23 protein-coding genes and 1 pseudogene are annotated in these 22764 nt (G+C 60.3%); 14 read left to right on the plus strand and 10 right to left on the minus strand.

The window, feature by feature from the left end:
- The first annotated feature begins 100 nt into the window (after positions 1-100).
- The 10 genes and pseudogenes from CBW50_RS06810 to CBW50_RS30300 all read left to right on the plus strand — a co-directional run bounded on the left by CBW50_RS06810 (position 101) and on the right by CBW50_RS30300 (position 5943).
- Positions 101-502 carry a ribonuclease E inhibitor RraB gene (locus CBW50_RS06810; protein ID WP_086144830.1) on the plus strand — a complete coding sequence of 134 codons (402 nt, stop codon included), beginning with the start codon at positions 101-103 and terminating at the stop codon, positions 500-502.
- 90 nt (positions 503-592) lie between these two features.
- The gene (locus CBW50_RS06815) at positions 593-856 is read left to right on the plus strand and encodes a hypothetical protein (RefSeq protein WP_099420385.1); all 264 of its coding nucleotides are present in this window, start codon (positions 593-595) and stop codon (positions 854-856) included.
- A gap of 371 nt (positions 857-1227) precedes the next feature.
- Positions 1228-1845, plus strand: coding sequence for a hypothetical protein (locus tag CBW50_RS06820; protein ID WP_086144832.1), 618 nt, complete (start codon positions 1228-1230; stop codon positions 1843-1845).
- A 40-nt stretch (positions 1846-1885) separates the two neighbouring features.
- A complete protein-coding gene (locus CBW50_RS29285) occupies positions 1886-2032 on the plus strand; it encodes a hypothetical protein (RefSeq protein ID WP_157792277.1) in 147 nt (48 codons plus the stop codon).
- Positions 2033-2060: 28 nt separating this feature from the next.
- A complete protein-coding gene (locus tag CBW50_RS06825; protein WP_139842428.1) occupies positions 2061-2483 on the plus strand; it encodes a hypothetical protein in 423 nt (140 codons plus the stop codon).
- A 141-nt stretch (positions 2484-2624) separates the two neighbouring features.
- Positions 2625-3787, plus strand: a pseudogene (locus CBW50_RS06830) (IS30 family transposase).
- Between the two features lie 46 nt (positions 3788-3833).
- Positions 3834-4124, plus strand: a complete 291-nt coding sequence (locus CBW50_RS28705; RefSeq protein ID WP_139842429.1) for a hypothetical protein — start codon at positions 3834-3836, stop codon at positions 4122-4124.
- Between the two features lie 212 nt (positions 4125-4336).
- Positions 4337-4759 (plus strand): hypothetical protein, encoded by a 423-nt coding sequence (locus tag CBW50_RS06835; protein ID WP_086144834.1) that lies wholly within the window; start codon positions 4337-4339, stop codon positions 4757-4759.
- Positions 4760-4934: 175 nt separating this feature from the next.
- Positions 4935-5486: a hypothetical protein gene (locus tag CBW50_RS06840; RefSeq protein ID WP_086144835.1), complete on the plus strand. Its 552-nt coding sequence runs from the start codon at positions 4935-4937 to the stop codon at positions 5484-5486.
- Positions 5487-5580: 94 nt separating this feature from the next.
- Positions 5581-5943 (plus strand): hypothetical protein, encoded by a 363-nt coding sequence (locus tag CBW50_RS30300; protein WP_086144836.1) that lies wholly within the window; start codon positions 5581-5583, stop codon positions 5941-5943.
- A gap of 165 nt (positions 5944-6108) precedes the next feature.
- Here the strand turns inward: CBW50_RS30300 and CBW50_RS28710 are convergent, their stop codons facing one another.
- The 6 genes from CBW50_RS28710 to CBW50_RS06870 all read right to left on the minus strand — a co-directional run bounded on the left by CBW50_RS28710 (position 6109) and on the right by CBW50_RS06870 (position 10579).
- Positions 6109-6459 carry a hypothetical protein gene (locus CBW50_RS28710; RefSeq protein ID WP_139842430.1) on the minus strand — a complete coding sequence of 117 codons (351 nt, stop codon included), beginning with the start codon at positions 6457-6459 and terminating at the stop codon, positions 6109-6111.
- Between the two features lie 284 nt (positions 6460-6743).
- Positions 6744-8468, minus strand: coding sequence for a methyl-accepting chemotaxis protein (locus CBW50_RS06850; RefSeq protein WP_086144837.1), 1725 nt, complete (start codon positions 8466-8468; stop codon positions 6744-6746).
- A gap of 326 nt (positions 8469-8794) precedes the next feature.
- Positions 8795-9145, minus strand: a complete 351-nt coding sequence (locus CBW50_RS06855; RefSeq protein WP_226935919.1) for a DUF4440 domain-containing protein — start codon at positions 9143-9145, stop codon at positions 8795-8797.
- A 38-nt stretch (positions 9146-9183) separates the two neighbouring features.
- On the minus strand, positions 9184-9396 hold the full coding sequence (locus tag CBW50_RS06860) for a hypothetical protein (RefSeq protein ID WP_086144839.1): 213 nt from the start codon (positions 9394-9396) through the stop codon (positions 9184-9186).
- Positions 9397-9504: 108 nt separating this feature from the next.
- A complete protein-coding gene (locus CBW50_RS06865) occupies positions 9505-10005 on the minus strand; it encodes a DUF2939 domain-containing protein (RefSeq protein ID WP_157792275.1) in 501 nt (166 codons plus the stop codon).
- A 127-nt stretch (positions 10006-10132) separates the two neighbouring features.
- The gene (locus tag CBW50_RS06870; protein WP_086144841.1) at positions 10133-10579 is read right to left on the minus strand and encodes a DUF2939 domain-containing protein; all 447 of its coding nucleotides are present in this window, start codon (positions 10577-10579) and stop codon (positions 10133-10135) included.
- Positions 10580-10698: 119 nt separating this feature from the next.
- Between CBW50_RS06870 and CBW50_RS06875 the strand changes: the two genes are divergently transcribed.
- Complete coding sequence (locus CBW50_RS06875; protein ID WP_086144842.1) at positions 10699-11535, plus strand: hypothetical protein; 837 nt, start codon at positions 10699-10701, stop codon at positions 11533-11535.
- A 15-nt stretch (positions 11536-11550) separates the two neighbouring features.
- The gene (locus tag CBW50_RS06880) at positions 11551-13770 is read left to right on the plus strand and encodes an acylase (RefSeq protein WP_086144843.1); all 2220 of its coding nucleotides are present in this window, start codon (positions 11551-11553) and stop codon (positions 13768-13770) included.
- 169 nt (positions 13771-13939) lie between these two features.
- On the opposite strand, the gene CBW50_RS06885 is transcribed toward CBW50_RS06880, so the two are convergent.
- Positions 13940-15121, minus strand: coding sequence for a PLP-dependent aspartate aminotransferase family protein (locus CBW50_RS06885; RefSeq protein ID WP_086144844.1), 1182 nt, complete (start codon positions 15119-15121; stop codon positions 13940-13942).
- Positions 15118-16497, minus strand: a complete 1380-nt coding sequence (locus CBW50_RS06890) for a cystathionine beta-synthase (RefSeq protein WP_086144845.1) — start codon at positions 16495-16497, stop codon at positions 15118-15120. Before CBW50_RS06890 ends, CBW50_RS06885 begins: the two co-directional genes overlap by 4 nt.
- A gap of 322 nt (positions 16498-16819) precedes the next feature.
- On the opposite strand from CBW50_RS06890, the gene CBW50_RS06895 reads away from it, so the two are divergent.
- Positions 16820-17368: a thymidine kinase gene (locus CBW50_RS06895; protein ID WP_086144846.1), complete on the plus strand. Its 549-nt coding sequence runs from the start codon at positions 16820-16822 to the stop codon at positions 17366-17368.
- Between the two features lies 1 nt (position 17369).
- On the opposite strand, the gene CBW50_RS06900 is transcribed toward CBW50_RS06895, so the two are convergent.
- Positions 17370-17642 carry a DUF2007 domain-containing protein gene (locus tag CBW50_RS06900; RefSeq protein WP_086144847.1) on the minus strand — a complete coding sequence of 91 codons (273 nt, stop codon included), beginning with the start codon at positions 17640-17642 and terminating at the stop codon, positions 17370-17372.
- Between the two features lie 33 nt (positions 17643-17675).
- Positions 17676-19664 carry a methyl-accepting chemotaxis protein gene (locus CBW50_RS06905; protein WP_172404697.1) on the minus strand — a complete coding sequence of 663 codons (1989 nt, stop codon included), beginning with the start codon at positions 19662-19664 and terminating at the stop codon, positions 17676-17678.
- Between the two features lie 566 nt (positions 19665-20230).
- On the opposite strand from CBW50_RS06905, the gene CBW50_RS06910 reads away from it, so the two are divergent.
- Complete coding sequence (locus tag CBW50_RS06910; protein ID WP_086144848.1) at positions 20231-22498, plus strand: carboxy terminal-processing peptidase; 2268 nt, start codon at positions 20231-20233, stop codon at positions 22496-22498.
- Positions 22499-22764 lie beyond the last annotated feature (266 nt).

The following is a 22764-nucleotide window of genomic DNA, read 5'->3' on the forward strand; positions in this document are numbered from 1 at the left end:
TTCAGGTCTACGCTGCAATCGGCCAGAAGCAGACAGTCAGCTGTCGTTGGCCAATGTGCTCACCACATTTTTATACTAGATCAAGAAAGATCACATCTCTATGAAACCACTTAGCCTGTTAGCCTGCGCGACGTTGGTAACTGCATGGTTTGCGGCATCGACAGTCATTGCTCAAACATCAATTGCCGAACAGCAGGATGCACGGGTCATAGAAACTCTGCGTCAGAACGGCGCGGATGTTAGCAAAGTACACGACATCGATTTCTTTCTTGTCTTTACACGAAAGGACGACGCGGTTGCCACTGCGGAGAAAATCAGTGCCTTGGGATACGAGATTGTAGGCGTTGGCCAGCCGCCCACCACGAAGCAATGGGAAATTCACGCCAAGCGCAAGATGGTGCCAGAGTTGCAAGCAATGCAGGCGACTACACGCACACTGCAATCCCTGGCAGAAGTTCGCAACGGGTATTACGATGGCTGGGGTGCCGTCGGAGTCAAATAGCGGAAATTGCGGGACCGACGGCTTCATTGCGGCCAAGAGCGGACTGCCCTTGGCACGAAATGCATCTGTACTGATGATGAAATCATTGAAATGCAACATAAAATTCGAATTGCAGCAGTTAGAAACACGCTTGCTCCTGCGTTGGAAGTCTTGCACAAACTTGGCTATGCGGTAACTCGAGACAAGACGGCTGAACAACAATATCAAGCGGAAGATGACGCCGGTATTTTTGTCGCTGATGACCCATTGACTTTGCTGGGGCTAGTAAAGATTTACGAGGAACGTGGTGCTGACTGGCAGCCGGGCGATGAAGAAGTGCAGCGCTTCCTTTTGCTCGACGAATATGATGAGTAACGGCCGAGTTCGGCCAGAAGCGGACGTTTAACGAAGAGCAGCTCCCCCCATAGCGGGCCTTCGCACCAGCATGTGACAATGTGTGAGTTTTTCCGATTGGCAACTTGTTATGCTCTTGGGCGCAAAACGGCCAGAAACAGCCCTTCGCAACATCGGTTTTGATATTTCTAGGATACAGAAAAGGAATGATGGAGACTTTGGATAATACTTTAAGCATTCTCGATGAAGAGGACGGCATGGAGCGTTGGCGCCCCGCCTGTTTATAGGGGCGCGCGATCAAGCTTGCGTCAACGCGAGCCATGCCGCGGCTCCCGCTTCCAGGAGCCACCAGTAACCATAACGAACGCGGTATCGTTCGCACCAGGAAAAGAATGAGTATTAACACCAAACTGAAAAAACTCGAAGACAAGGCCATGGCCAAAGGCGAGTATGCGGTCGCCGCAGCCGCAGCCCATCTGTTGCAAGATATTGGCTGCGTGGACAAGCAGATTAACCTGGTCGGTGCGCTGCACGAAGTTGGCTACCTGCAAAATTCGTTTTCTCCATACTGGAAAGAATTCAGAACTGATGAATCGGCATGGATAGAACGCTGTTTGGCCAGGCTTGTCACGGCTGATCATGATTATTGGGCGCTTGCCTCGCTTCTGGGCTGCAATGGCCCAACGACCATCAGCATCGCCATTGGCCAGGGTTTCAAATCCGCTGCAACAAGGCTTTACGAACGTTTTGACAAACCCAAGGTCCATGTCGATACTTTATATTTGACAGCTAATGGAGAAGTGCTGCATCCCGTATTGGAAGTCGGCTATGACATCAAAGACATGAAAACTGTCGATATGGGAAGAGCACGGGCACTTAGTCTGAAGAATAAACAATGGAAGCCAGGCGATCGTATGGGTGACGGCGGACTGTCACTTTCCATGCAGGCCAAACTTCCGCATGGCGCATGGCGCTCGGTATGGACGGCTTTTAAAACATGGGATGCATGACGACATGATGAATTGCAGGACAGTCAATGCATGACTGGAAATGGCGCAAGACGATGAGGTGTTAATTGATGCCGACGACATCAATCGCGAAGCAATGGGAAACATGTGGAGCTTTTCACCCACGGCCGAGGAAACGGCGGAGATTCATGCGGCCGATACCGGCCAGAAGCGGACAGTCGGCAATTGACCAATTAAGCTTTACTCAGAAAGTCAGCATGTCTCACCGTGATCCTTTTGATGTTATTTCATCCACCGTTGATCTGGATGATCCGGTAGAGCACGGTGATGCTCAACGCTTTATGGTTAACGCCCTGGCTCGGGTGATCGAATGTCTACCCGTTACCGCGCAGTCTTCTGTTTTGGCTGCTAAACGATATCTTGAGGGCGCGGCAACGGATAGCGAGGCCTTAGCTGTCCGGGTGAGGCTTTGGGAGACCATCCGAGGACGCGATATGTCGGATGACCCTGAGGTGTTGCGTATCAGAACCACGATTTGTGCGCTGCACGGCATGGACGCTGAAGCACCTTACGACAAGTTGGAGTACTTTCTGTTTTTTTGGGAGCGCAGCGGCTTAAGCATGGTCGAGCTAGCTGGAGCTATGTTCGACACATACGGCGTTGTTTATCACGACGGTTAATCTGCTGCGGTGGCATATGTCGAATGCGTCAGATCTATGTCTGCTTCGGGGCGTAACCGACCAACGACGGCAACCGGCTGCGGATTCAATCGGTGGTCGCAACACTCTAACCCAAACGCCTAGGTTACAGGAGTGTTGAAGATGGAACAGAAACCACGCATTTATTACACCGAGAGCCAGAAGGCCTTGATGTGGGAGCGCTGGAAGCAAGGTGATTCCCTGCAGATGATAGCCCAACTGTTTGATCGGAATCACTCATCGATACAGCGCATTCTGGCCGAATCTGGTGGTATACGGCCAGCGCCGCGAAGCCGTTCCAGACTGGCGCTGACACTGGCCGAGCGCGAGGAAGTCTCGCGCGCCATCGTTACCGGTGTATATCCATCCGCGCACTTGCCCGGCGCCTTGGGCGCGCACCATCGACCATCAGCAGGGAACTCAGGCGCAATGGTGGCCGCGAAGCATATCGTGCGACTCAGGCGGATCAGCATGCTTGGGATCAGGCGCGTCGCCCCAAACCTTGTAAGCTGACGGAGAGCCGCATGCTGGCCAACATGGTTGCCAGCAAGCTCCAATTGCAGTGGTCGCCGGAACAGATTGCTGGCTGGCTCAAGCGGCTGTTCACGCGCCACGAGGAGTGCCACGTGTCGCATGAAACCATTTACCGCAGCCTCTATATCCAGGCCCGAGGCGCCTTAAAGAAGGAACTGCTGGAGCACTTGCGTCGTACGCGCGCCATGCGCCGCTCACGTCATCACACCCAAAAGACGGACAACCACGGCAGAATTGTCGACGCCGTGTCGATCAGCGAGCGTCCAGCGACGGCAGCGGATCGAGCGGTGCCCGGGCATTGGGAGGGAGACCTGCTATGCGGCAGCCACAACAGCCAGATCGTGACCTTGGTTGAGCGCCAGACGCGCTATGTCATGCTGATAAAAGTCGCCGCCAAAAATACCGAAACAGTGGTTAACGCATTGATCGACAATGCCCGCAGGCTTCCCCAGGAACTGTATAAATCACTGACCTGGGATCGTGGCAGCGAGCTCGCTGGGCATAAACGCTTTACGTTGGCCACCGACATCCAGGTCTACTTCTGCGATCCACAGAATCCATGGCAGCGCGGTTCAAATGAAAATACCAATGGCCTGTTGCGCCAGTATTTCCCCAAGGGGCTGGATATTTCCACGTATTCGCAAGAGCAACTCGATGGAATAGCCAGACGACTCAACGAGCGGCCCAGGAAGACGCTACACTACCAAACACCGGCTCAACGATTTGAACAGTGTGTTGCGTTGACCGATTGAATCCGCAGCCAGAAGCGGACATTACCAACACAGAAGGGATTGCGACATGGAGCCGATTCTACTTTTTATAGTCGAGGACGCGTTTCAGATAACTAATCGTGGATGCGTGCTTGCTCCCGGCCCTTCTGGAGAGGCCGGTGCGCAGCCGCTTCGAATTGGAGATCGCCTACAGTTGCGCAAGCCTGATGGGCAAAGCTTCGAAACTGTGATTCAAGGTGTGGAAATGTTGGGTCGCCCAAGACAGATGGTCATCACGGCTCCAATCCTTTTACCAAGAGATATTACGAAAAATGATGTTCCGAAAGGAACGGAAGTGTGGTTCATTCCCCGGGGCTGATTGCCGAATAACCTGTCGCAATTAAACGCGCGAATTCGTTGTTGCGTTTATGCCGATTGTTAGTGTCCGCAATGGCGGCGTAACCTGCCAATGACGGAAAACGGCCAGAAACAACTAGTTGCGTTGACCGATTGAATCCGCAGCCAAAAGCGGACCTTCGCCGACTGGCAGCTTCGGGCCGACGGCAAATTCATAATTATCGGGAGTTCTATATGGACGACGAGCAGCTCGTAGAAAAGATTTTGCAGTCTCTCGTCGAGCTGGAGCAAGAGGGGGAACTCGTTCTCACAACCAACTCTGGTTCTAGCGTAGCGAGATACATTCTGGACTCGGCGTTAAAACAACCAGTCACCACTTTTCGTGACTCGGACGCACCGATAGAATGCACGATGCCGCATCTGCTAGAGCAAACTATCGATGAGGTAAAGAAACGGTTTGGGGTGCCGAGTCAGCGCGCTCGAGAGATTACAGGCTCCTATTACAACCGGTTACTTGCACGTCTAACAGTTGAGAAGATTGCTGAACTTTACTGGCACGATACCCCTAGCGAGATGGCGAAGCGTTCCTACTACCGCGTGGAATTGGACAGGGACGACAGCGAGTTTGAATACCTTGACTGGCGTCGTAAGCACTGAGCTTTGCCTGCTATCATTTCATTTGTACGGCGGCTTTGGGTCGAATCAAGCCTGTAGTGGGACGCGCTGGATTTTTGTGCTGACGACCTGCTATGCTGAGCTGAACGGCCTGGTTCGGCCACAAGCAGACGTAGGAATTCGTTTCCGAATCATCTAGTTAAAGGATTCTATTCAGATGGCTACGACTTACCGATTCGCCGCTAGCCCAGAAGCATGCTCTGAAATACTTGAATGGTTTCGTGCGCTCGCAGTTCCCCCAGCCGTTACACTTACCGACTGGGGCGCTGCTCTGCACTTCAAGACTTTCGGCGAGATCAAGTACCACGCTGATGGTGCGATTGACGCCAATGCTTCGCCCCTGGTGACTGTGTTGCTTCCCAAGGTTCGCCGCGACGTCATCTGGACCATCGGCGAGGTCCGATTTCTGCCGACGCCTTTACGTCGTCTGTATCCGGGGCTGCACGGAATGAGTACCCAGTTCGCAAAATGGATTGAGGGGTTCGACTGCGTCTTCGCCAATGACTCCCAACGCGAGTCGATAGATGGATTTAACTATTATTTAGAAGGCTCTGTCAGAAATTCTCTTGATCCGATTTGGGCACTGCCGTCTGGATTTGAGGCTCTGCAAAACGAAAGATATTTTGTGAGCGTGCAAGACAATGAGATTAAGGTGGAAACGCTTTGTCGTTCGCTTCGTTTGCGCGGTGTCGAATGCTCCTCAGCATAGGCAATATCTGGTTCGGGGCAGAATCTGGCAACGACGGCAGCCGGCCAGGAGCGGTCTTTTGCAGAGTGGCGGAAACGGCGATGGTGACTAAACAATGAAGAGATTTGCGATTGAAGGTCCACTGCGTGGAGAAGGGCTAATCGTCCGACAAGTTGGCGGCATGCATCGCTACGGTCACGTAATCCTGTCAGTCGAACCGGCGCAAACGGCGCTTTCATTCACATGGGAAGTCTCGCCTACAAGGATCCCTGAGGAATTTAAGGCAGCGGTTTACAGAGGCATCGAGGCACAATTCCAGCCTCACGCAAGGTTTGGTACATACAGCACGGAAGGTCTCCTGATTCGGATAGTAGATGGGTCATCACATGCTATTGATTCGAACGAGGGAAGCTTTGAAATTGCGGCATCGTTGGCTTTGTTGAGAGCACTGGACCAACTGGCTCAGTGTTCGACATAAGTTAGGCGAGTGTCGGCTTTGGGGCGTAAGCGGACACCGCAATAGAGAAACCGCCGCCTCAAAAAAATCGCAGCAGTTTTCGGCCATGCCTTTCAAGAAGGTATTCCCTCAGTGCCGATGCTTGCAGGGACGAAAATACAAAGGAAAAAAACTTCAACGTGAGCACTACCATTTGACGTTTTTTGTACGAGATTGATTGTCTGAAGTCACCATCAACCGCTCCAGGCGGAATGGAATCGAAGAACTTTTTCTCCAATGATGGTATGTATGATGGTTTTTTGGGCTATTGGCTGAGTTAGCCTGGCGGTTTTCGATTCCGGCTCCATCAGCGCGCATGTAATTCCCCGAGATAGTACTCACTATTTTCCAAGCCTTCGCCAGTTCCGCAAAACGCTCTGTTCCGAAAAAGCCACCTGCGTCCATGCTGCCGGTTCCATCAGCCTGCCACGACGATGCCGGACATAGCGCTGTCATTGTTGCCGTAGAGCTGAGCAAGCCGGGCTTGCGCAGCGTCAACTCTCCTTACTTTGTATCCGTTCCAGCCTTGGCCCGAGTGTGTGCCATTTCTGGCTGGTGGGGCAATTGCTGCCGGCCGGCCTTGTGGCGGGCCGGCTTAGGTGCGGGACGAGCCTGTTGCTGGCGAGGCCGGCCCAGCCAAACTGGCGCAGCTTGCGCCGCTGGGGGGCGGGCACCGCTGCCGCGCGTGCAGGCGAACCTGGCTGGTCCTCCCGGCGCGCGGCGCCGGCTGCCTGCCATGTGTCGTTGCAGCAAGGCATGCGCGCCCGCATGGCCGCAGCGCGTCAGAACTCTTCCCAGTCGCCTGCCGTCACGGCTTCCGCCTGCACCGCGCGCAGTTTCGCGGGTGCGGCCTGGCGCCTGGCGGGGCTGCTGGCGGGCGCCGGTACCAGGCGCAGCGGCTTGGCGCTGGCGCGTGCCGGGGTGGGGGCGGGCGCTGCCACCTGGCTGTCGTGCGTCTTGAAGATGCTCACGGTTTGCACCAGGTGGCTGGCCTGGTCGCGCAGGGATTCGGCCGCCGCCGCCGCCTCTTCCACCAGTGAGGCGTTTTGCTGCGTGACGCTGTCCATCTGGGCCACCGCCTGATTGATCTGCTCGATGCCGGTGGACTGTTCCTGGCTGGCCATCGTGATGTCAGCGATGATGTTGCTGACGCGGGCGACGCTGGCGACCACCTCGGACATCGTCGTGCCCGCCTGCGCCGCCAGCCTGGAACCCGCATCGACGCGGCTCACGGAGTCGTCGATCAGCGTCTTGATTTCCTTGGCCGCGCTGGCGCTGCGCTGGGCCAGGCCGCGCACTTCGGTCGCCACGACGGCAAAGCCACGGCCCTGTTCGCCGGCGCGCGCCGCTTCCACGGCCGCATTCAGGGCCAGGATATTGGTCTGGAAGGCGATGCCGTCGATGACGCTGATGATGTCGACTATCTTGCGCGACGATTCGCTGATCAGGTCCATGGTGCCCATCACTTGCCCTACCACGGCGCCGCCCTTGCTGGCAACGTCCGATGCCGTGCTGGCCAGCACATTGGCTTCGCGGGCATTGTCCGCATTCTTGCGCACGGTGCTGGTGAGTTCTTCCATCGAGGAAGCGGTTTCTTCCAGCGAGCTGGCTTGCTGTTCCGTGCGCAACGACAGGTCGTTATTGCCGGTGGATATTTCCGCGGCGGCCAGTGAGACCGTGTCTGAATCCTGGCGCACGGATGAGACTACCGAGGTCAGCGACACCTGCATGCGCTGCAGCGCTGACAGCACGCTGGCCGTATCGTTCGGCGCGACGCTCAGTTTGCCTGTCAGGTCGCCGCCGGCGAGCAGGCTGACGGCGTCGCACAGCTGGCGCGGTTCGGCGCCCAGCGCCTTGAGCAAGTGACGCGTGATGAGCCAACCCGCCAGGGCAGCCAGCACGATGGACAGCAGGCTGGCGCCGATGAGGATATTTCTGTTGAGAATGTACTGTTCGTTATCTTCCTGCAGGATGAGGGCGGAGCGCTGGTCTGTGAGCGCGAAATACTCATCGCTGGCGGCGACGAGGGCGGCCAGCAGCGGACGGCATTCCTCGTTCATCTTGACAATGGCTTGCTCGTTCTTCTTTTGCAAGGCCAGATCGACGATGGCCAATGCCACGGGCGAATAGCGTTTTTCGATGCTGTCGATCTTGTTGATGGTGCTGCGCACTTCGTCCGATACGCCCGGCTCCTGCGCCAGTTGCAGCAGCTGCTGCATGTTCTTGACGACATCGGCCTGCGCCTGCAGGACGTGCTTGCGTTCGATTTCCATGTCTTCCGGCTTGGAAACGAGCACCAGGTTCCTGGCCGCCACGGCGCGCATGTCGATCGCATCGCGCACGCGGTGCGCCGTATTGGCGCGGGCGGTGATGCCGTTGACGTACCTGTCAAAACTGGTGTTGAAGTTGGACAGGCTCCGCACTGACAGGATCGAGATGCCGATGAGGAAAAAGACCAGCAGGCCGAAAGCCAGAGTGAGCTGGGTGCGAACAGTTAATTTATCCATGATGCCTCTCCCAAATACGTGATGAAGATTAGAAAGTGTGCTTGCGCGGGGCGGGTGGCCGGATGTTGCCTGGCAACGGGGACATGCCCTACGCAGTGCTTCTCTATCCTGAACACGGATTCGTGGTGCAAGGATCGTGCTATCTAAAAACCGATTCCATTAATTAATTTCTTTATTTGTTTTATTTGTTAAAATCATTGTTGCACAAAAAATTCGGTAAATCAATGAATTTTTGCGTGCCAAAAAACAACTTCATGCCATGGACAGTTTGTGCGGCCGCGGCCGATGCGCGCCGGCCGGGCCGCTGGCGTGGGCGCGGCAAGGCGTCAGACGGCTACCGGCGTGCCTTGGTGAAATGCCATTTGCCAGCGGCCATCGCGCCACTTCCACAGCGAACTGCGCAAGCTGGCGGCGGCGGGCAGGGCGCCGCTGGCGTGACGCACGGAGCGGTAGGTAACGAATGCAACATCGCCGGCGAGCCAGCGGGCCTGGAAATCGCTGATGCTGCGCGGGCAGAAGTGTTCTGCCGGCAGGTCCGCCAGGGTCGCCGCGCGCGTCCAGACTTGGCCGGAACTGCCGAATTCGACGAATTCGTCGGCCAGCAGGGCCGCCAGCCTGGCGCCGTCGGCGCGCACCGCCCGGCTTTGCAGCGCCGCTTCCAGCGCCTGCAGATGCAAAGCCAGATCCGAAACGTGCGGCCCTGCCTGCTCCGTCATCAGATGGGAAAGGCGCCCGCGCCCGAGACATTCAGGCAGGCGACCTTGTCGCTGGAAAAGTATTTGATCTGGCCCAGGCCGATGGCGTAGCAGCCGTCGCCGAGGGCGCTGATGGGACCCGTCAGTTTTTCACCGTTGACGAGCGTTACCACCCACGGCGTGGCGGGCGGTTTGGCCGCGTGGGCCAGTGCGTGTTGTACCAGGTCAGTCATGTGGCCTCCTATGCGTATCAAAGCCAGATGATAGCAGTGCTGCGTGGGCGTGCGCATGTGTCGCGATGGCCGCGCGTGCGGGCCGGGGCCGCGACAGCGCCCGGCGCGTCAGGCGTCGGCCAGCAGATTCTTTGGCAACGCCACCGATACCAGCTTCCAGTGCCACAGGCCGTCACGCGTCAGGGTCAGTTCGCCGATGTGGCTCTTGCTGTGCGCGCGCTGCACGACGACCTTGTCCCACGATGTGTAGCGCAGCTTGTATTCGGGCTTGGCGTTGCGCTGGCGGCCGCTGATGTCGCTGACCTTGGCGATCGGTTTTTCGTAGCGGTCATTGAGCTTCATCAAGGCAACGATGCCTTCAGGCATCAGCATGGTGTCGAGCAGCGGGTCGATGACGTCGGGGCTGATGTCTTCCGCCACTTCCGGCGCCGAGAACAGGGCGTGCAGTTGGCTGCCCAGGCTGCCGCGCAGCTGGGCCAGGTCGATATGCGCGGCCAGCGCTTGCGTATCTTCGTCCATGGTCGCCGTGCGAATCTTGTTCATGGTGAAATACGGGCTGCCATAGAAAATGCCGGCCAGCGCGACCAGTGCCACTAGGGCGAGAAGCAACGTTCTTTTCATCTGCAATCTCTCGGATGCCTGGCGACCCGGTGCGCCTGAAGTGTTGGCATTCTACATAATATTTCCCAAAGTCAACATAGCGGTTTAGGTAAGTGTTGTTTTAGATCAAGTTTCTTCAGAGTAGTTCCGGCGGCAAGGTGATGTCCGCCAGTGTCCAGTCCCAGATGCCGTGGCGGCGCAGCAGGAACTGGCTGGCGGCCGGGCCGGCGCCCTTGCGCCGCAGCACCACTTCGTTCCACGAGCGGTAGGCCATGCCGAAGTCGTGGCGCTTGCCGTCGCTGCCCTGCTTGCCGTGCAGGATCAGCACCGTGAGGCCGGGCGGCGAGACGATGGTGTCGAGCATTTCCTTGAGTTCCTCCGCATCGGCCGCCTCGCCGCCCGCCTGCAGCTGGCGCGCCACGCTGGCGCGGATGGCGGGCAGGTCGGCGTGCTGGGCCAGGGTTTCCAGGCGCACGGATTTGGCCGCGATGCTGATGCGGTACATGGCGATGTAGGGGCTGACCCAGGTAAAGCCGATGGCGGCGACGGCAAAAATGATCGCTGTGGCGTACTTTCTTTTCATGGTCTGTATCCTGGGTTGAGCTGTGCCGCCGTGATTTTACCCGGCCAGGGGCGGCGGATGGTGTAGCATTCGTGCCGGCGCGGACCATCGCGCCGCCAGCTGTATTATTGAGGACAACCATGAATATCACTATCAATCAGGTGCTGCAGTCGTATATCGACCCGCTCACCGCCAGCGAGTACGCGGCGCTCGAGCGCAGCCTGCTGGCCGAAGGCTGCCGCGACGCGCTGGTGCTGTGGAACGACGTGCTGATCGACGGGCATAACCGCTACGCCATCTGCCGCCAGCACGGCATCGAATTCAAGACCATCCAGAACACCAGTTTCAGCTCGCTCGACGACGTCATGCTGTGGATGATCGACAATCACCTGGCGCGCCGCAGCGTGTCGGACTTCCAGCGCGGCGTGCTGGCCTTGCGCAAGAAGGAAATCGTCGCCGCGCGCAGCCCGGCGCCCGTCAGCGCGGCAGACGCTCCCGAAGGCGAAAACGCGCCCAAGCCGCCCATGAGCACGCGCGAAGAGGTGGCCAAGGCGGCGCGCCTGAGCAGCAACCAGATCAGCCAGATCGAGAAGATCCAGAAAGCGGCTTCGCCGGAGCTGGTGGAGGCCGTCCGTTCTGGCACGATTTCCATCAATGCGGCCGCCACCGTGGCGTCGCTGCCGCCGGAAGAACAGGTGGCGGCCGTCGCCGGCGGCAAAAAACTGCTGCGCCAGGCGGCCAAGGAAATCCGCGAACAGCGCGCCGCCACGCGCACGCCGCGCGAGCCGAAAGTCCACGTGTCGCAGGATACGCCGGAAACGGGCAACGAACCGTGGGCGGACAACGCGGCGCAAACGCCGTCCGAAGCGGAACGCCTGCGCGGCGAGATCGCCAGCCTGAAACAGAAGGTGGCGCAGCTGCAGGCGGAAAATGCGGAGTTGAACCAGCGGATTGCAACGCTCATCGACGCATCCTGACCATTGGAGTAGTTCATGCCAGTTCGCCATGCCTTGTTCGCCGCCATCGCCTGCGGCATCGTTGCCAGTGCTCCCGCGCTGGCGGCGCCCGCCGTTGCTGCCACGGACATGGCCCGCTGGCAGGCGCAGGCCGCCAACGTCAGCATCGCGCGCGACACCTGGGGCATCCCCCACGTGACGGGCAAGAGCGATGCCGATGCCGTCTTCGGCCTGATGTATGCGCAGGCCGAGGATGATTTTCCCCGCGTGGAATTGAACTATATCAATGCCATGGGGCGGCTGGCGGAAGTCGAGGGCGAGCGGGAGCTGTACCGCGACCTGCGCATGAAGCTCTTCATCGATCCGCTGGAACTGCAGGCGCAGTACCGCGCCAGCCCGCCGTGGCTGCAGAAACTCATGGACGCGTTTGCCGATGGCCTGAATTTTTACCTGGCCACGCATCCGCACGTCAAACCGCGGCTGATCGCGCATTTCGAACCGTGGATGGCCTTGAGTTTCAGCGAAGGCAGCATCGGCGGCGATATCGAATCGGTCAGCCTGGCGCAGCTCGAAGCGTTCTACGGCCAGCAGGCCGCGCCCGCCGCCGTGGCGCTGGCCAGCTTGGAAACCGGGTTGGCGTCAGGCCTGGAGCCGGAGCCGAACGGCTCCAACGGCTTCGCCATCGCGCCCGCCATCACGAAAAATGGCCATGCGCTCCTGATGATCAATCCGCACACCTCGTTCTACTTCCGTCCCGAGGTGCACGTCACCAGCGGCGAAGGACTGAACGCCTACGGCGCCGTCACCTGGGGCCAGTTCTTCGTCTACCAGGGCTTCAATGAACGCCTGGGCTGGATGCATACCTCGGGCGGCGGCGACGTCATCGACGAATACCTGGAAAGCATCGTCGACCAGGACGGCGCATGGTACTACCGCTATGACGGCGGTCTGCGCCCCCTGAAAGCCGTGCCGATGACCGTGCCGTACAAGCTGGCGAACGGCGGCATGGGCTCGAAAACCATCACCGTCTACTACAGCCACCACGGCCCCATCGTGCGCGCGCAGGACGGTAAATGGGTGGCAGTACGGCTGATGCATTCGCCGTTGAAGGCGTTGACGCAGTCGTACACGCGCACCAAGGCGCGCGATTATGCGGCGTTTTACAAGACGATGGAATTGCGCACCAATTCCTCGAACAACACGGTATATGCGGATGCGGACGGCAATATCGCCTATTTCCACGGCAATTTCATCCCCGTGCGCGACCCGCGCTTCAACTGGAAGCAGCCCGTCGACGGCAGCGACCCGGCCACGGAATGGAAAGGATTGCACACGGTGGCGCAGACCATCACCCTGTTCAATCCGAAGAATGGCTGGATACAGAATACGAACAACTGGCCGTATTCGGCGGCGGGCGCCGACAGCCCGCGCCAGGGCGATTACCCCGCCTACATGTCCGTGTATGGCGAAAACGCGCGCGGCCTGCATGCCGTCAAGGTTTTTCAGAATAAAACAGGGTTCACGCTCGACAGCCTGATCGCCGCCGCCTACGACAGCGAACTGACGGCCTTCGAAACGCTGCTGCCGCCGCTGTTCGCGGCCTACGATGCGCTGCCGGCTGGCGACGCGCAACAGCTGGCGCTGGCCGACAAGATCGCGCTGCTGCGGGCCTGGGACTGGCGCTATGCGCTCACGTCCACCGCCACCTCGCTGGCCGTGTTCTGGGGCCAGGAACTGGCGGAATTGACGGGCAAGCAGGCGAGGGAGCAGGGCGTGCCCGTGGTCGACTTCATGGCGACGCAGCATGTCACGGCGGTGCAGCGCCTGGCGGCATTGGCCAGTGCGGCCGATAAGCTGCAGCGCGATTTTGGCCACTGGCAAACGCCGTGGGGCGAGATCAACCGCTTCCAGCGCCTGACGGGCGATGTGGTGCAGCCGTTTGACGATGCGCAAGCGAGCCTGCCCGTGCCTTACGCATCGGGTAATTGGGGCGCGCTGGCCGCGTATGGCCAGAGCGGCAAGAGCAGCACGAAACGCATCTACGGCGAACGCGGCAACAGCTTTGTGGCGGCCGTGGAATTCGGTCCGCGCATCAGGGCCAAAAGCATCCTCGCCGGCGGCCAGAGCGGCGACCCGCAATCACCGCACTTCCGGGACCAGGCGGCCATGTATGCGCGGGGCGAGTTCAAGCAGGTGCTGTTCTACCCCGAGGACGTGGCGAAGCACCTGGAGCGCAGGTACCGGCCGGGGGAGTGAGGAAGCCCCACAGCAAAAGCCGGGGTCGTACCCTCAGGGTACGACCCCAGTAGTTCTGGTCTTGGGTTGATTTGAAATATCAGATCGCGTCGAGTGCAGTGCGCAAGTCATGCCGCAGCATGTAGGTCGGATTAGCAGCGGTACGCCGTGTAATCCGACACCTCTCCCTTCATATCGCATCAAGCGCCGTGCGCAAGTCATGGCGCAAATCCTCGATATCCTCGATCCCCACCGACAGCCGTATCAAGCCGTCGCCTATGCCCAGTTTTGCCCGCTGGTCGGCCGGAATGCTCGCATGCGTCATCAGGGCCGGGTGCTCGATCAGGCTTTCCACGCCGCCCAGGCTTTCGGCCAGGGCAAACACTTCGCAGCGTTCCAGAAAACGGCGCGCGCCCGCCAGGTCGGTAGCCAGGTCGATCGAGATGATGCCGCCGAAGCCATCCATCTGGCGCTGCGCCAGCGCGTGCTGCGGGTGCGAGGCCAGGCCCGGATAGAACACCTGTTTGACTTCCTTCTGCTGCTCCAGCCACTGCGCCAGGGCCAGTGCGCCTGCGCAATGGCGCTGCATGCGGATGGCCAGCGTCTTGATGCCGCGCAAAGCCAGAAAGCTGTCGAACGGCCCGGCAATCGCGCCCACGGAGTTCTGCAAAAAGCCCAGCTGCTCGCGCCATTCCGCCTGGCGTTCTTCCGCGCCGACGATGGCGATGCCGCCGATGATGTCCGAGTGGCCGTTCAAATACTTGGTGGTCGAATGGACGACGATGTCGAAACCGTGTGCCAAAGGGCGCTGCACCAGCGGGCTGGCAAACGTGTTGTCGGCCACGGCGATGATGCCCCGTTCGCGGCAGATGTCGGCAATCGCGCGCAAATCGGCCAGTTTCAGCATGGGGTTGGTGGGCGTCTCGACCCACACCATCTTCGTTTCCGGGCGCAGCGCGGCCAGCAGGTTCTCGGGATTGGTCAGGTCGACATAGGTGAATGCATGGCCGGCCGAGCGGCGGCGCACGCGTTCAAACAGTCGATACGTGCCGCCGTACATGTCGTCGCCGGCGACGATGTGGCTGCCCGCGTCCAGCAATTCCAGCACGGACGAGATGGCGGCCAGGCCCGAGGCGAACGCGAACGCTGCGCTGCCGCCCTCCAGGTCGGCCACGCAGCGCTCGAGCGCCCAGCGCGTGGGATTGTGCGAGCGGCCGTAATCGAGGCCCTTGTGCACGCCGGGACTGTCCTGCACGAAGGTGGAGGTGGCGTAAATGGGCGGCATGATGGCGCCTGTCGACGGGTCGGGCGACTGGCCGGCGTGGATGACGCGGGTGGCCAGATGGCGCTTGCGGGTGGTGTCTTGGCTCAAGATAAAGTCCTGCGTAAGTGGTTGAGAAGGTCGAAGCGGGTGATCAGGCCGTAGAAGGCGCTGTCGTCGGCGACGACGGCCGTCAAGCCCCGGTCCAGGGTGGCGCGCAGGGCGGGCAAGCCGCTCGATGGCGCCAGGGTTTCGATCTGCGTCGTCATGGTGGCGCCCACCAGGCCCGCGAAATGGGCGGCGTCGCCGGAAACGTGCAGCAGCAGGTCCGATTCGTCGATAATGCCGACCAGTTGACCTGCATCAATGACGGGCAGCTGGGCCAGGTCGCTGGCGCGCATGCGGTTGAAGGCCGTAAGCAGGGTGTCGCCGGGCGCCACGCTGACGACGTCGCCCTCGTCGTAGCGGCGTCCGATCAGGTCGCGCAAGTCGCCCGAGCGCGCGCGCTGCAGCAGACCCTGGTCGCGCATCCAGCCATCGTTGTAGACCTTCGACAGGTAGCGCGTCCCCGTGTCGCAGACAAACGTGACGACGCGCTTGGGTGTGGTCTGTTCGCGGCAGTATTTGAGGGCGGCGGCCAGCAAGGTGCCCGTGGACGAACCGCCGAGGATGCCTTCGGCGCGCAGCAGGGCGCGCGCGGAATCAAAACTTTCCTGGTCGCTGATGGTGTAGGCTTTGGTGACGCTGTCCATGTCGGCGATGGCCGGGATAAAATCTTCGCCGATGCCTTCCACGGCCCAGGAGCCGCTCGTGTCGCTGACCTTGCCCGATTCGACGTATTCGGTGAGGATGGAGCCTTGCGGGTCGGCCAGCACGAATTCGAGCTTCGGCTGGGCCTTGCGGAAGTAGCGGGTCAGGCCCGTCAGGGTGCCGGACGAGCCCACGCCGACGACGATGGCGTCCACGTCATGGCCGCTCTGTTCCCAGATTTCCGGTCCCGTCGTCGTTTCGTGGGCCAGCGGATTGGCCGGATTGTTGAACTGGTCGGCGAAGAAGGCGCCCGGCAGTTCGCGCGCCAGGCGCGCCGCGTAATCCTGGTAGTACTCGGGGTGGCCCTTGCCCACGTCCGAGCGCGTGGTGTGCACTTCGGCGCCCAGCGCCTTCAAATGCAGCACTTTTTCCGTCGACATCTTGTCGGGCACGACGAGAATCACGCGGTAGCCCTTGATGCGGCCCACCAGGGCCAGGCCGATGCCCGTGTTGCCGGCGGTCGCTTCGACGATGACGCCGCCCGGCTGCAGGCGGCCGTCGGCTTCGGCCGCCTCGATGATGGACAGGCCGATGCGGTCCTTGATGGAACCGCCGGGATTTTGCGATTCCAGTTTCAGGAACAGCTGGCACAGGCCCGTGTCCAGCCTGGTCACTTCGACCAGCGGGGTGTTGCCGATCAGCTTGTACAGCGCCGGCGGCCGGGAGGGGGAGGGCATTCGGTCATTCATGGTGGCTCCTGTCAGCGAAACAGCCGCCCGGGATTATGTCCCGAGCCGCTTTCCGTGCAAAAGGCCGGAGTGTAGGCTGGCGGACATGGGCTGCGAACGAATGTTTTAATGCTTGCATATGCGGCTGGCGCATATGAAAAGCGATGGAGAGCGGCTTGCATCGTTCCAGTATGCGCCGTTTTTTTGCGCCATGCCGCGCTGTCGGCACATGTATTAAGCTGCCGCAAGCTTGCCTTGGCGATTTATAATCACGCCTCGAAAAGATACGGAACAGTATCTTTGAAAAACCAGACAGACAGGGCAGGCGGCAGTGGCAAAACTTTATTTCCGGTATTCCGCGATGAACGCGGGCAAGTCGACGGCCTTGTTGCAGGTCGCGCACAACTATGAAGAGCAGGGCCAGCAGGTGCGCCTGTACACGGCCGCCATCGACAGCCGCTATGGCGTGGGGCGCGTCACCTCGCGCCTGGGGCCGCAGCGCCAGGTCGATATCTTCCATGCCGATACGAATTTCCTCACCGATATTCCGCAGGTGGCTTGTTTGCTGGTTGACGAAGCGCAATTTCTCAGCACGGCGCAAGTGCAACAATTACACCAGCTGGCGCAAGTGAAGGGCGTGCCCGTCATCTGCTACGGCTTGCGCACGGATTTCAAGGGCGAACCGTTCCCCGGCTCGGCCTATCTGCTGGCGCTGGCCGACGATATCGAGGAATTGAAGAATATTTGTACTTGCGGCAAGAAGGCCACGATGAACATCCGCGTGGACGAGCAGGGCCGCCGCATCAAGGAAGGCGAGCAGATCAGTATTGGCGGCAACGAGAGTTACCGCCAGGCCTGCGGGCGCTGTTTCTACTCCTGAGCTAATCCAGCGCTGGCGCGCCCACATCGGCATCATCGGCCAGCGCCAGATCGCCCCGCTCGAAGGCGGCCAGCACCTCATTGGCGCGCGGCAAGTCTTTTTCGCGCACCAGCACGCGGGCGCCGCCGATGGCGGGCGCCAGCAGCAAATTGGCCTGCATGTGCTGCTCATCGGCAAGAATGACGTCGATGCCGGCCGCTGCCAGGCAGCCGCGGATGACGTGCGCATCCGTGGGTATCATCAGCCGGGCAATCAAAACATAGTCGTCGTGCATGGTGTCTCCTGGCAAGGTGGATGCCTCCCCATCTTAGCACCCGGCTGGCGCCTGCAGCGTGAACACGCCCACCACCTGCGTCAGCTCCTGCGCCTGCTCCTGCAGGGCGTCGGCGGCCGCGGCCGCTTCTTCCACCAGGGCCGCATTCTGCTGGGTCACCTGGTCCATCTGGGCGATGGCCTGGTTGACCTGCTCGATGCCGCTGCGCTGCTCGTCGCTCGCCTGCGCGATTTCCGCCATGATGGTGCTCACCTGCCGCACGCTGGCCACCACCGTGTCCATGGTGGCGCTGGCCTGGCTCACTTGCGCGTGGCCCAGGTCCACCGTGCCGGCGGACGCCTGGATCAGGTCCTTGATGTCTTTCGCCGCCGCCGCGCTGCGCTGCGCCAGGGTGCGTACTTCCGTTGCCACGACGGCAAAGCCGCGGCCCTGCTCGCCGGCGCGGGCCGCTTCCACGGCCGCGTTCAGGGCCAGGATATTCGTCTGGAAGGCGATGCCGTCGATGACGCCGATGATGTCGGCGATGCGCTTCGATGAACTGCGGATGGCTTGCATGGTGTCGCTCACCTGCGTCACGGCCGCGCCGCCTTCGGCGGCCAGGGTCGACGACTCGCGCGCCAGCCGGCTGGCCTGCTGCGCGTGATCGACGTTCTGCTTGACGGTGGAGCTCAGTTCTTCCATCGAGGCGGCCGTTTCCTCCAGCGAGCTGGCTTGCTGCTCGGTGCGGCTGGACAAGTCCAGGTTGCCGCTGGCGATCTCGCCGGAGGCCGTGGCGATCTGCCCGGCGCTGCCGCGCACCTTGCCCACCACTTGCGACAGATTGTCGCTGATGCGGTTCATGGCGCGCAGCAGGCGGCCGATCTCATCTTCGCTGCTGACGTGCAGCTGCACCGTCAGGTCGCCGCCGGCGATCTGCGCGGCGGCCGCTTCGGCCTGTGCCAGCGGGCGCGAGACGAGCACGCGCACCAGCCAGTACAGCAGCAGGGCAAAGGCGAGCAGGGCGATGAAGCCGGAAAGGGCCAACTGGTTGCGCAGTTGACGCGCCTCCAGCGTGATTTCATCCGTGAAGGTGCCGCCGGCGATGATCCATTGCCAGTCCTTGAACTGGCGGTAGTGGAGCTGCTTTTCGCGCGCGGTTGCGTCCGTCTGGCCCGGCGCGGTCCAGGTGTAGCGGATGGCGCCGTTCTTCTGCGCCAGCATGTCCTGGATGAACAGGCGGCCATCGCTGGCCTTGAAGTCGAGCGCGCTCTTGCCTTCGCTGTTCGGATGCAGCACCAGCTGGCCGTAGCCGGCGCCGGGCGCCGTGTCGACGATGAAGATATAGCCGGTCTGGCCGATCTTGACCTGACGGATCTTTTCTTTCAGCATGGCCAGATTCTTGCTGATGTCCAGGCCGATGAACAGCACGCCCACCACCTTGCCGGAGGCGTCGCGCACGGGATCATACTGGGTAATATATTGCTTTCCGAACAAGGTGGCCATGCCGATGAAGCGCTGGCCCGCGCGCAGCGGCGCGTAGCTGGGGTGGTTATGGTCGAGCTGGGTGCCGATGGCGCGCGTGCCGTCCTGCTTCTTCAGCGAGGTGCTGACGCGCACGAATTCCTCGCCGTCGGCGGCGAAAATGGTGGCGATCGCGCCCGTCTGGGCCGTATAGCGGTCGACCAGGGCCGTGTCGAGGTTCAGCACCTTGCCGCCATTGCTCAGCGCCGGCGTGGCCTTGCCGGCCACGGAGACGAGGGCGCTGGTGTCGACCGTGAACGGCGCGGAAAATTCCGCCGCGAACAGGCGCGCGAAGCTCGCCGCCTCGTTGACCATGGCCGTATGGAACACTTCGGTGGTGGTCATCACGCTGTCGAGCTCGCTTATGACGGCCGCTTCGGCCCGCTGTTCCAGCACGCGCGATGTGCTGATGCTGATCAAGGCCGTCAGGCTGGCCAGGATCAGACTGACCAGGGCGAAGGTGAAGATGGTGATCTTGCCGCCGACGCTACAGCGGCGTGGATGAAAGGAGAATTTTTGCATAACGATAGTCGAATCAAGTCTCGGGTAGGCTGCGCAGCGCGCACACGCCTGGCGCATCGCCGCCGGCAAGGCAGGCAATGGGAGAAGGGCAATCTACGGAAGCTGGTGCGGCGGGAAAGGGCTTAAGGCTGGGCTGTGGCAGTATCAACAGCCGGCGAATCAGGGCGCGATGATAGCATGGAGCTTGCGTTTTGTTACTAAGTGTTTCCCGCAGGAATGATAAATATGTGAAAAAACGTCACTTTGATCAAGCCTGGCGAAGATGCTGCATTGACTTTTGCGCGCATGTCGGGAATTTTTCCGGCGCCGGCGTATGCCGCTGGCAGGCGGCAGGCCTGGATGCGGACAAGTCCTCACGAATGTTTCACTTTGTAATGAATGAAACATCGGCCTTAATCCGCGTTTAAGCTTCTGGGAAGAAACTGATATTCCATGGGAGACTGCTTGTCCGTATCCTGTAGAATAATATGCAGACCAGTCGTGTATTCCCCTTACTGTCTTGCCGGCTGGCGCGTGCCTCGATCTGCGCCGCCTGGAATTGATCTAACTAATTTTCGGAGTAGCCGATGAAGAAGCAAATGATGCTGGTCACCCTGGTGCTTGCCCTGTCCGCCCAGGCGGGCGCAGCCCAGACGGACAAGAGCGCCACTCCTCCGCCCCCCATGAAGCCGCTGGCCCAGCAGACGCAGGCCGCCCTGTGGGCGTCGCGCGTCCTGACGCGCGTCCATTACAAGGCCACGCCGCTCGACGACGCCATGTCGGAAAAGATCTTCGACCGCTATTTCAAGTCGCTGGACGCGGAAAAACTGTTCTTCGTGCAAGCCGATATCGACCGTTTCGCGCCGCTGCGCAGCAAGCTCGACGATGCCATCATCAACGAAGACCTGACCGCGCCGTTCGCCATCTACAATCTGTACCAGCAGCGTTTCGACGAGCGCATGGCGTATGCGCGGGAATTGTTGAAAACCAAATTTGACTTCACGGCCGATGAAAGCTATCAGTACGACCGCGAAAAAGCCGCCTGGCCGAAGAACGACGAGGAAGTGCGCGACCTGTGGCGCAAGCGCGTCAAGAATGACTGGCTGCGCCTGAAACTGGCGGGCAAGGAAGACAAGGCCATCCGCGAAACCCTGGACAAGCGCTATGAAAGCTACACCACGCGCTCGCGCAAGCTCAACAGCGAAGATGTGTTCCAGATCTTCATGAACGCGTATGCCATGTCGATCGAGCCGCATACCAATTACCTGGGGCCGCGCGCCTCGGATAACTTCGACATCTCCATGCGCCTGTCGCTCGAGGGCATCGGCGCCGTGCTGCAGACGCGCGACGAGTACACGGTGGTGCGCGAAGTCGTGCCGGGCAGTCCGGCCGGCCTGTCGGGCAAGCTGAAGGTGGGCGACCGCATCGTCGGCGTGGGGCAGGGAGACAAGGGCCCCATCACGGAAGTGCTGGGCTGGCGTATTGATGACGTAGTGCAATTGATTCGCGGCACCAAGGATTCCGTCGTGCGCCTCGATGTGCTGCCGGCCGATGCCGGTCCGGACGCCAAGCACGTGGTCTTGCCGCTGGTGCGCAAGAAAATCAGCATGGTGGACCAGGAAGCCAAGAAATCTGTGATCGAAGTGCGCGAAAACGGCGTCAAGCGCCGCATCGGCGTGATTTCCTTGCCGACCTTCTATCAGGACTTTGCGGCGCGCCAGCGCGGCGACAAGGATTTCAAGAGCGCCACGCGCGACGTCACCCGCCTGCTGGGCGAATTGAAGAAAGACAAGGTCGACAATGTCCTGATCGACTTGCGCAACAATGGCGGCGGTTCCCTGATCGAAGCCGTCGACTTGACGGGCCTGTTCATCGACAAGGGTCCCGTGGTGATGCAGCGCAATGCCGAAGGCAAGGTCGACATCGAAAGCGACAACAGTGCCGGCCTGGCCTGGGATGGCCCGATGGGCGTGCTGATCAATCGCGGTTCCGCTTCCGCCTCCGAAATTTTTGCCGCCGCCATCCAGGACTACGGCCGTGGCGTCATCATTGGCGAAGGCAGTTTCGGCAAGGGCACCGTGCAGACCCTGTTCAATCTCGACCGTTTCGGCGGCAGCGACAAGGCCCGCTACGGCGAGCTGAAAATGACGATTGCGCAATTTTTCCGCATCAATGGCGGCACCACGCAATTGCGCGGCGTCACGCCCGACATCAAGCTGCCGGCCATGTCGGACACGGAAAATTTCGGCGAGTCCAGCTATGACAATGCCTTGCCGTGGGTAGCCATCAAGCCGGCGCCGTACATGCCGACGGGCGACCTGAAGGAGATCGTGCCCTTGCTGGACAAGAAGCACGAGGCGCGCGTGGCCAAGGACAAGGATTTCCAGTACCTGCAGGATGACATCGCCCTGGTCGTCAAGCAGCGCAAGGAAAACCAGATTTCGCTCAACGAAACAGTGCGCCGCAAGGAGCGCGATGCCCAGGATGCGCGCGCCAAGGCCCGCGAAAAACGCCTGATCGCGCAGATTTCGAATCCTGCCGACGACCTGGTGGTGATTCCTGATCCGAAAGATGTGCTGAAGGGCGCGAAAGCGGCCAACAAGACGGCCAGGCAGATTGCCGCCGTGAAGGGCGCCCTGCGCACCGACGACGGCTTGCAGGGCGATGAGCGGACCCTGAGCGCCGAGCTCGACGCCGAGACGGCCGCCAAGAGCGCCAAGGACGTGCTGCTGAACGAAGCGGCGCGCATCCTGGCCGACGAAGTGGCGCTGATCAAGGCCGATACGCGTCTGGCGGCGAAGGTCTTGCCATACGCTGCCGATGCCAAGGCGACGCCGGTGGCGGCGGCGAAGTAAGGTTTGCCACGTAGTAAAAAACCGGTTCCTTGCGGAGCCGGTTTTTTTTCGCCCTGATCAGTTATCTGTTTTGCGTATTTCTATCATTCCAACAATCAATTGGATTGATATGCCGCGACGCAGCATAATGCATCTGTCTCCTCTATTCTCCTCCAAGAAAATAGATTCAGCCCGCTCTTTGCAGCGGGCTTTTTTTTGCCCTTGCTGGCCGTTGCGCCATGCGTTGGCGCAATGCATTCGATGCATTCCATGGCCGGCGGGCAGGT

Source organism: Janthinobacterium sp. GW458P (assembly GCF_002127585.1).
Classification (GTDB): Bacteria; Pseudomonadota; Gammaproteobacteria; order Burkholderiales; family Burkholderiaceae_D; genus Janthinobacterium.

Bases quoted from the DNA above. Each gene is read 5' to 3' on its own strand.
- CBW50_RS06910 (WP_086144848.1), top strand. From the start codon at position 20,231: ATGAAGAAGCAAATGATGCTGGTCACCCTGGTGCTTGCCCTGTCCGCC.
- CBW50_RS06825 (WP_139842428.1), top strand. From the start codon at position 2,061: ATGTCTCACCGTGATCCTTTTGATGTTATTTCATCCACCGTTGATCTG.
- CBW50_RS28705 (WP_139842429.1), top strand. From the start codon at position 3,834: ATGGAGCCGATTCTACTTTTTATAGTCGAGGACGCGTTTCAGATAACT.
- CBW50_RS06860 (WP_086144839.1), bottom strand. From the start codon at position 9,396: ATGACTGACCTGGTACAACACGCACTGGCCCACGCGGCCAAACCGCCC.
- CBW50_RS06815 (WP_099420385.1), top strand. From the start codon at position 593: ATGCAACATAAAATTCGAATTGCAGCAGTTAGAAACACGCTTGCTCCT.
- CBW50_RS06835 (WP_086144834.1), top strand. From the start codon at position 4,337: ATGGACGACGAGCAGCTCGTAGAAAAGATTTTGCAGTCTCTCGTCGAG.
- CBW50_RS30300 (WP_086144836.1), top strand. From the start codon at position 5,581: ATGAAGAGATTTGCGATTGAAGGTCCACTGCGTGGAGAAGGGCTAATC.
- CBW50_RS06905 (WP_172404697.1), bottom strand. From the start codon at position 19,664: ATGCAAAAATTCTCCTTTCATCCACGCCGCTGTAGCGTCGGCGGCAAG.
- CBW50_RS06820 (WP_086144832.1), top strand. From the start codon at position 1,228: ATGAGTATTAACACCAAACTGAAAAAACTCGAAGACAAGGCCATGGCC.
- CBW50_RS06890 (WP_086144845.1), bottom strand. From the start codon at position 16,497: ATGCCCTCCCCCTCCCGGCCGCCGGCGCTGTACAAGCTGATCGGCAAC.
- CBW50_RS06870 (WP_086144841.1), bottom strand. From the start codon at position 10,579: ATGAAAAGAAAGTACGCCACAGCGATCATTTTTGCCGTCGCCGCCATC.
- CBW50_RS06810 (WP_086144830.1), top strand. From the start codon at position 101: ATGAAACCACTTAGCCTGTTAGCCTGCGCGACGTTGGTAACTGCATGG.
- CBW50_RS06850 (WP_086144837.1), bottom strand. From the start codon at position 8,468: ATGGATAAATTAACTGTTCGCACCCAGCTCACTCTGGCTTTCGGCCTG.
- CBW50_RS06880 (WP_086144843.1), top strand. From the start codon at position 11,551: ATGCCAGTTCGCCATGCCTTGTTCGCCGCCATCGCCTGCGGCATCGTT.
- CBW50_RS06900 (WP_086144847.1), bottom strand. From the start codon at position 17,642: ATGCACGACGACTATGTTTTGATTGCCCGGCTGATGATACCCACGGAT.
- CBW50_RS29285 (WP_157792277.1), top strand. From the start codon at position 1,886: ATGGCGCAAGACGATGAGGTGTTAATTGATGCCGACGACATCAATCGC.
- CBW50_RS06840 (WP_086144835.1), top strand. From the start codon at position 4,935: ATGGCTACGACTTACCGATTCGCCGCTAGCCCAGAAGCATGCTCTGAA.
- CBW50_RS06875 (WP_086144842.1), top strand. From the start codon at position 10,699: ATGAATATCACTATCAATCAGGTGCTGCAGTCGTATATCGACCCGCTC.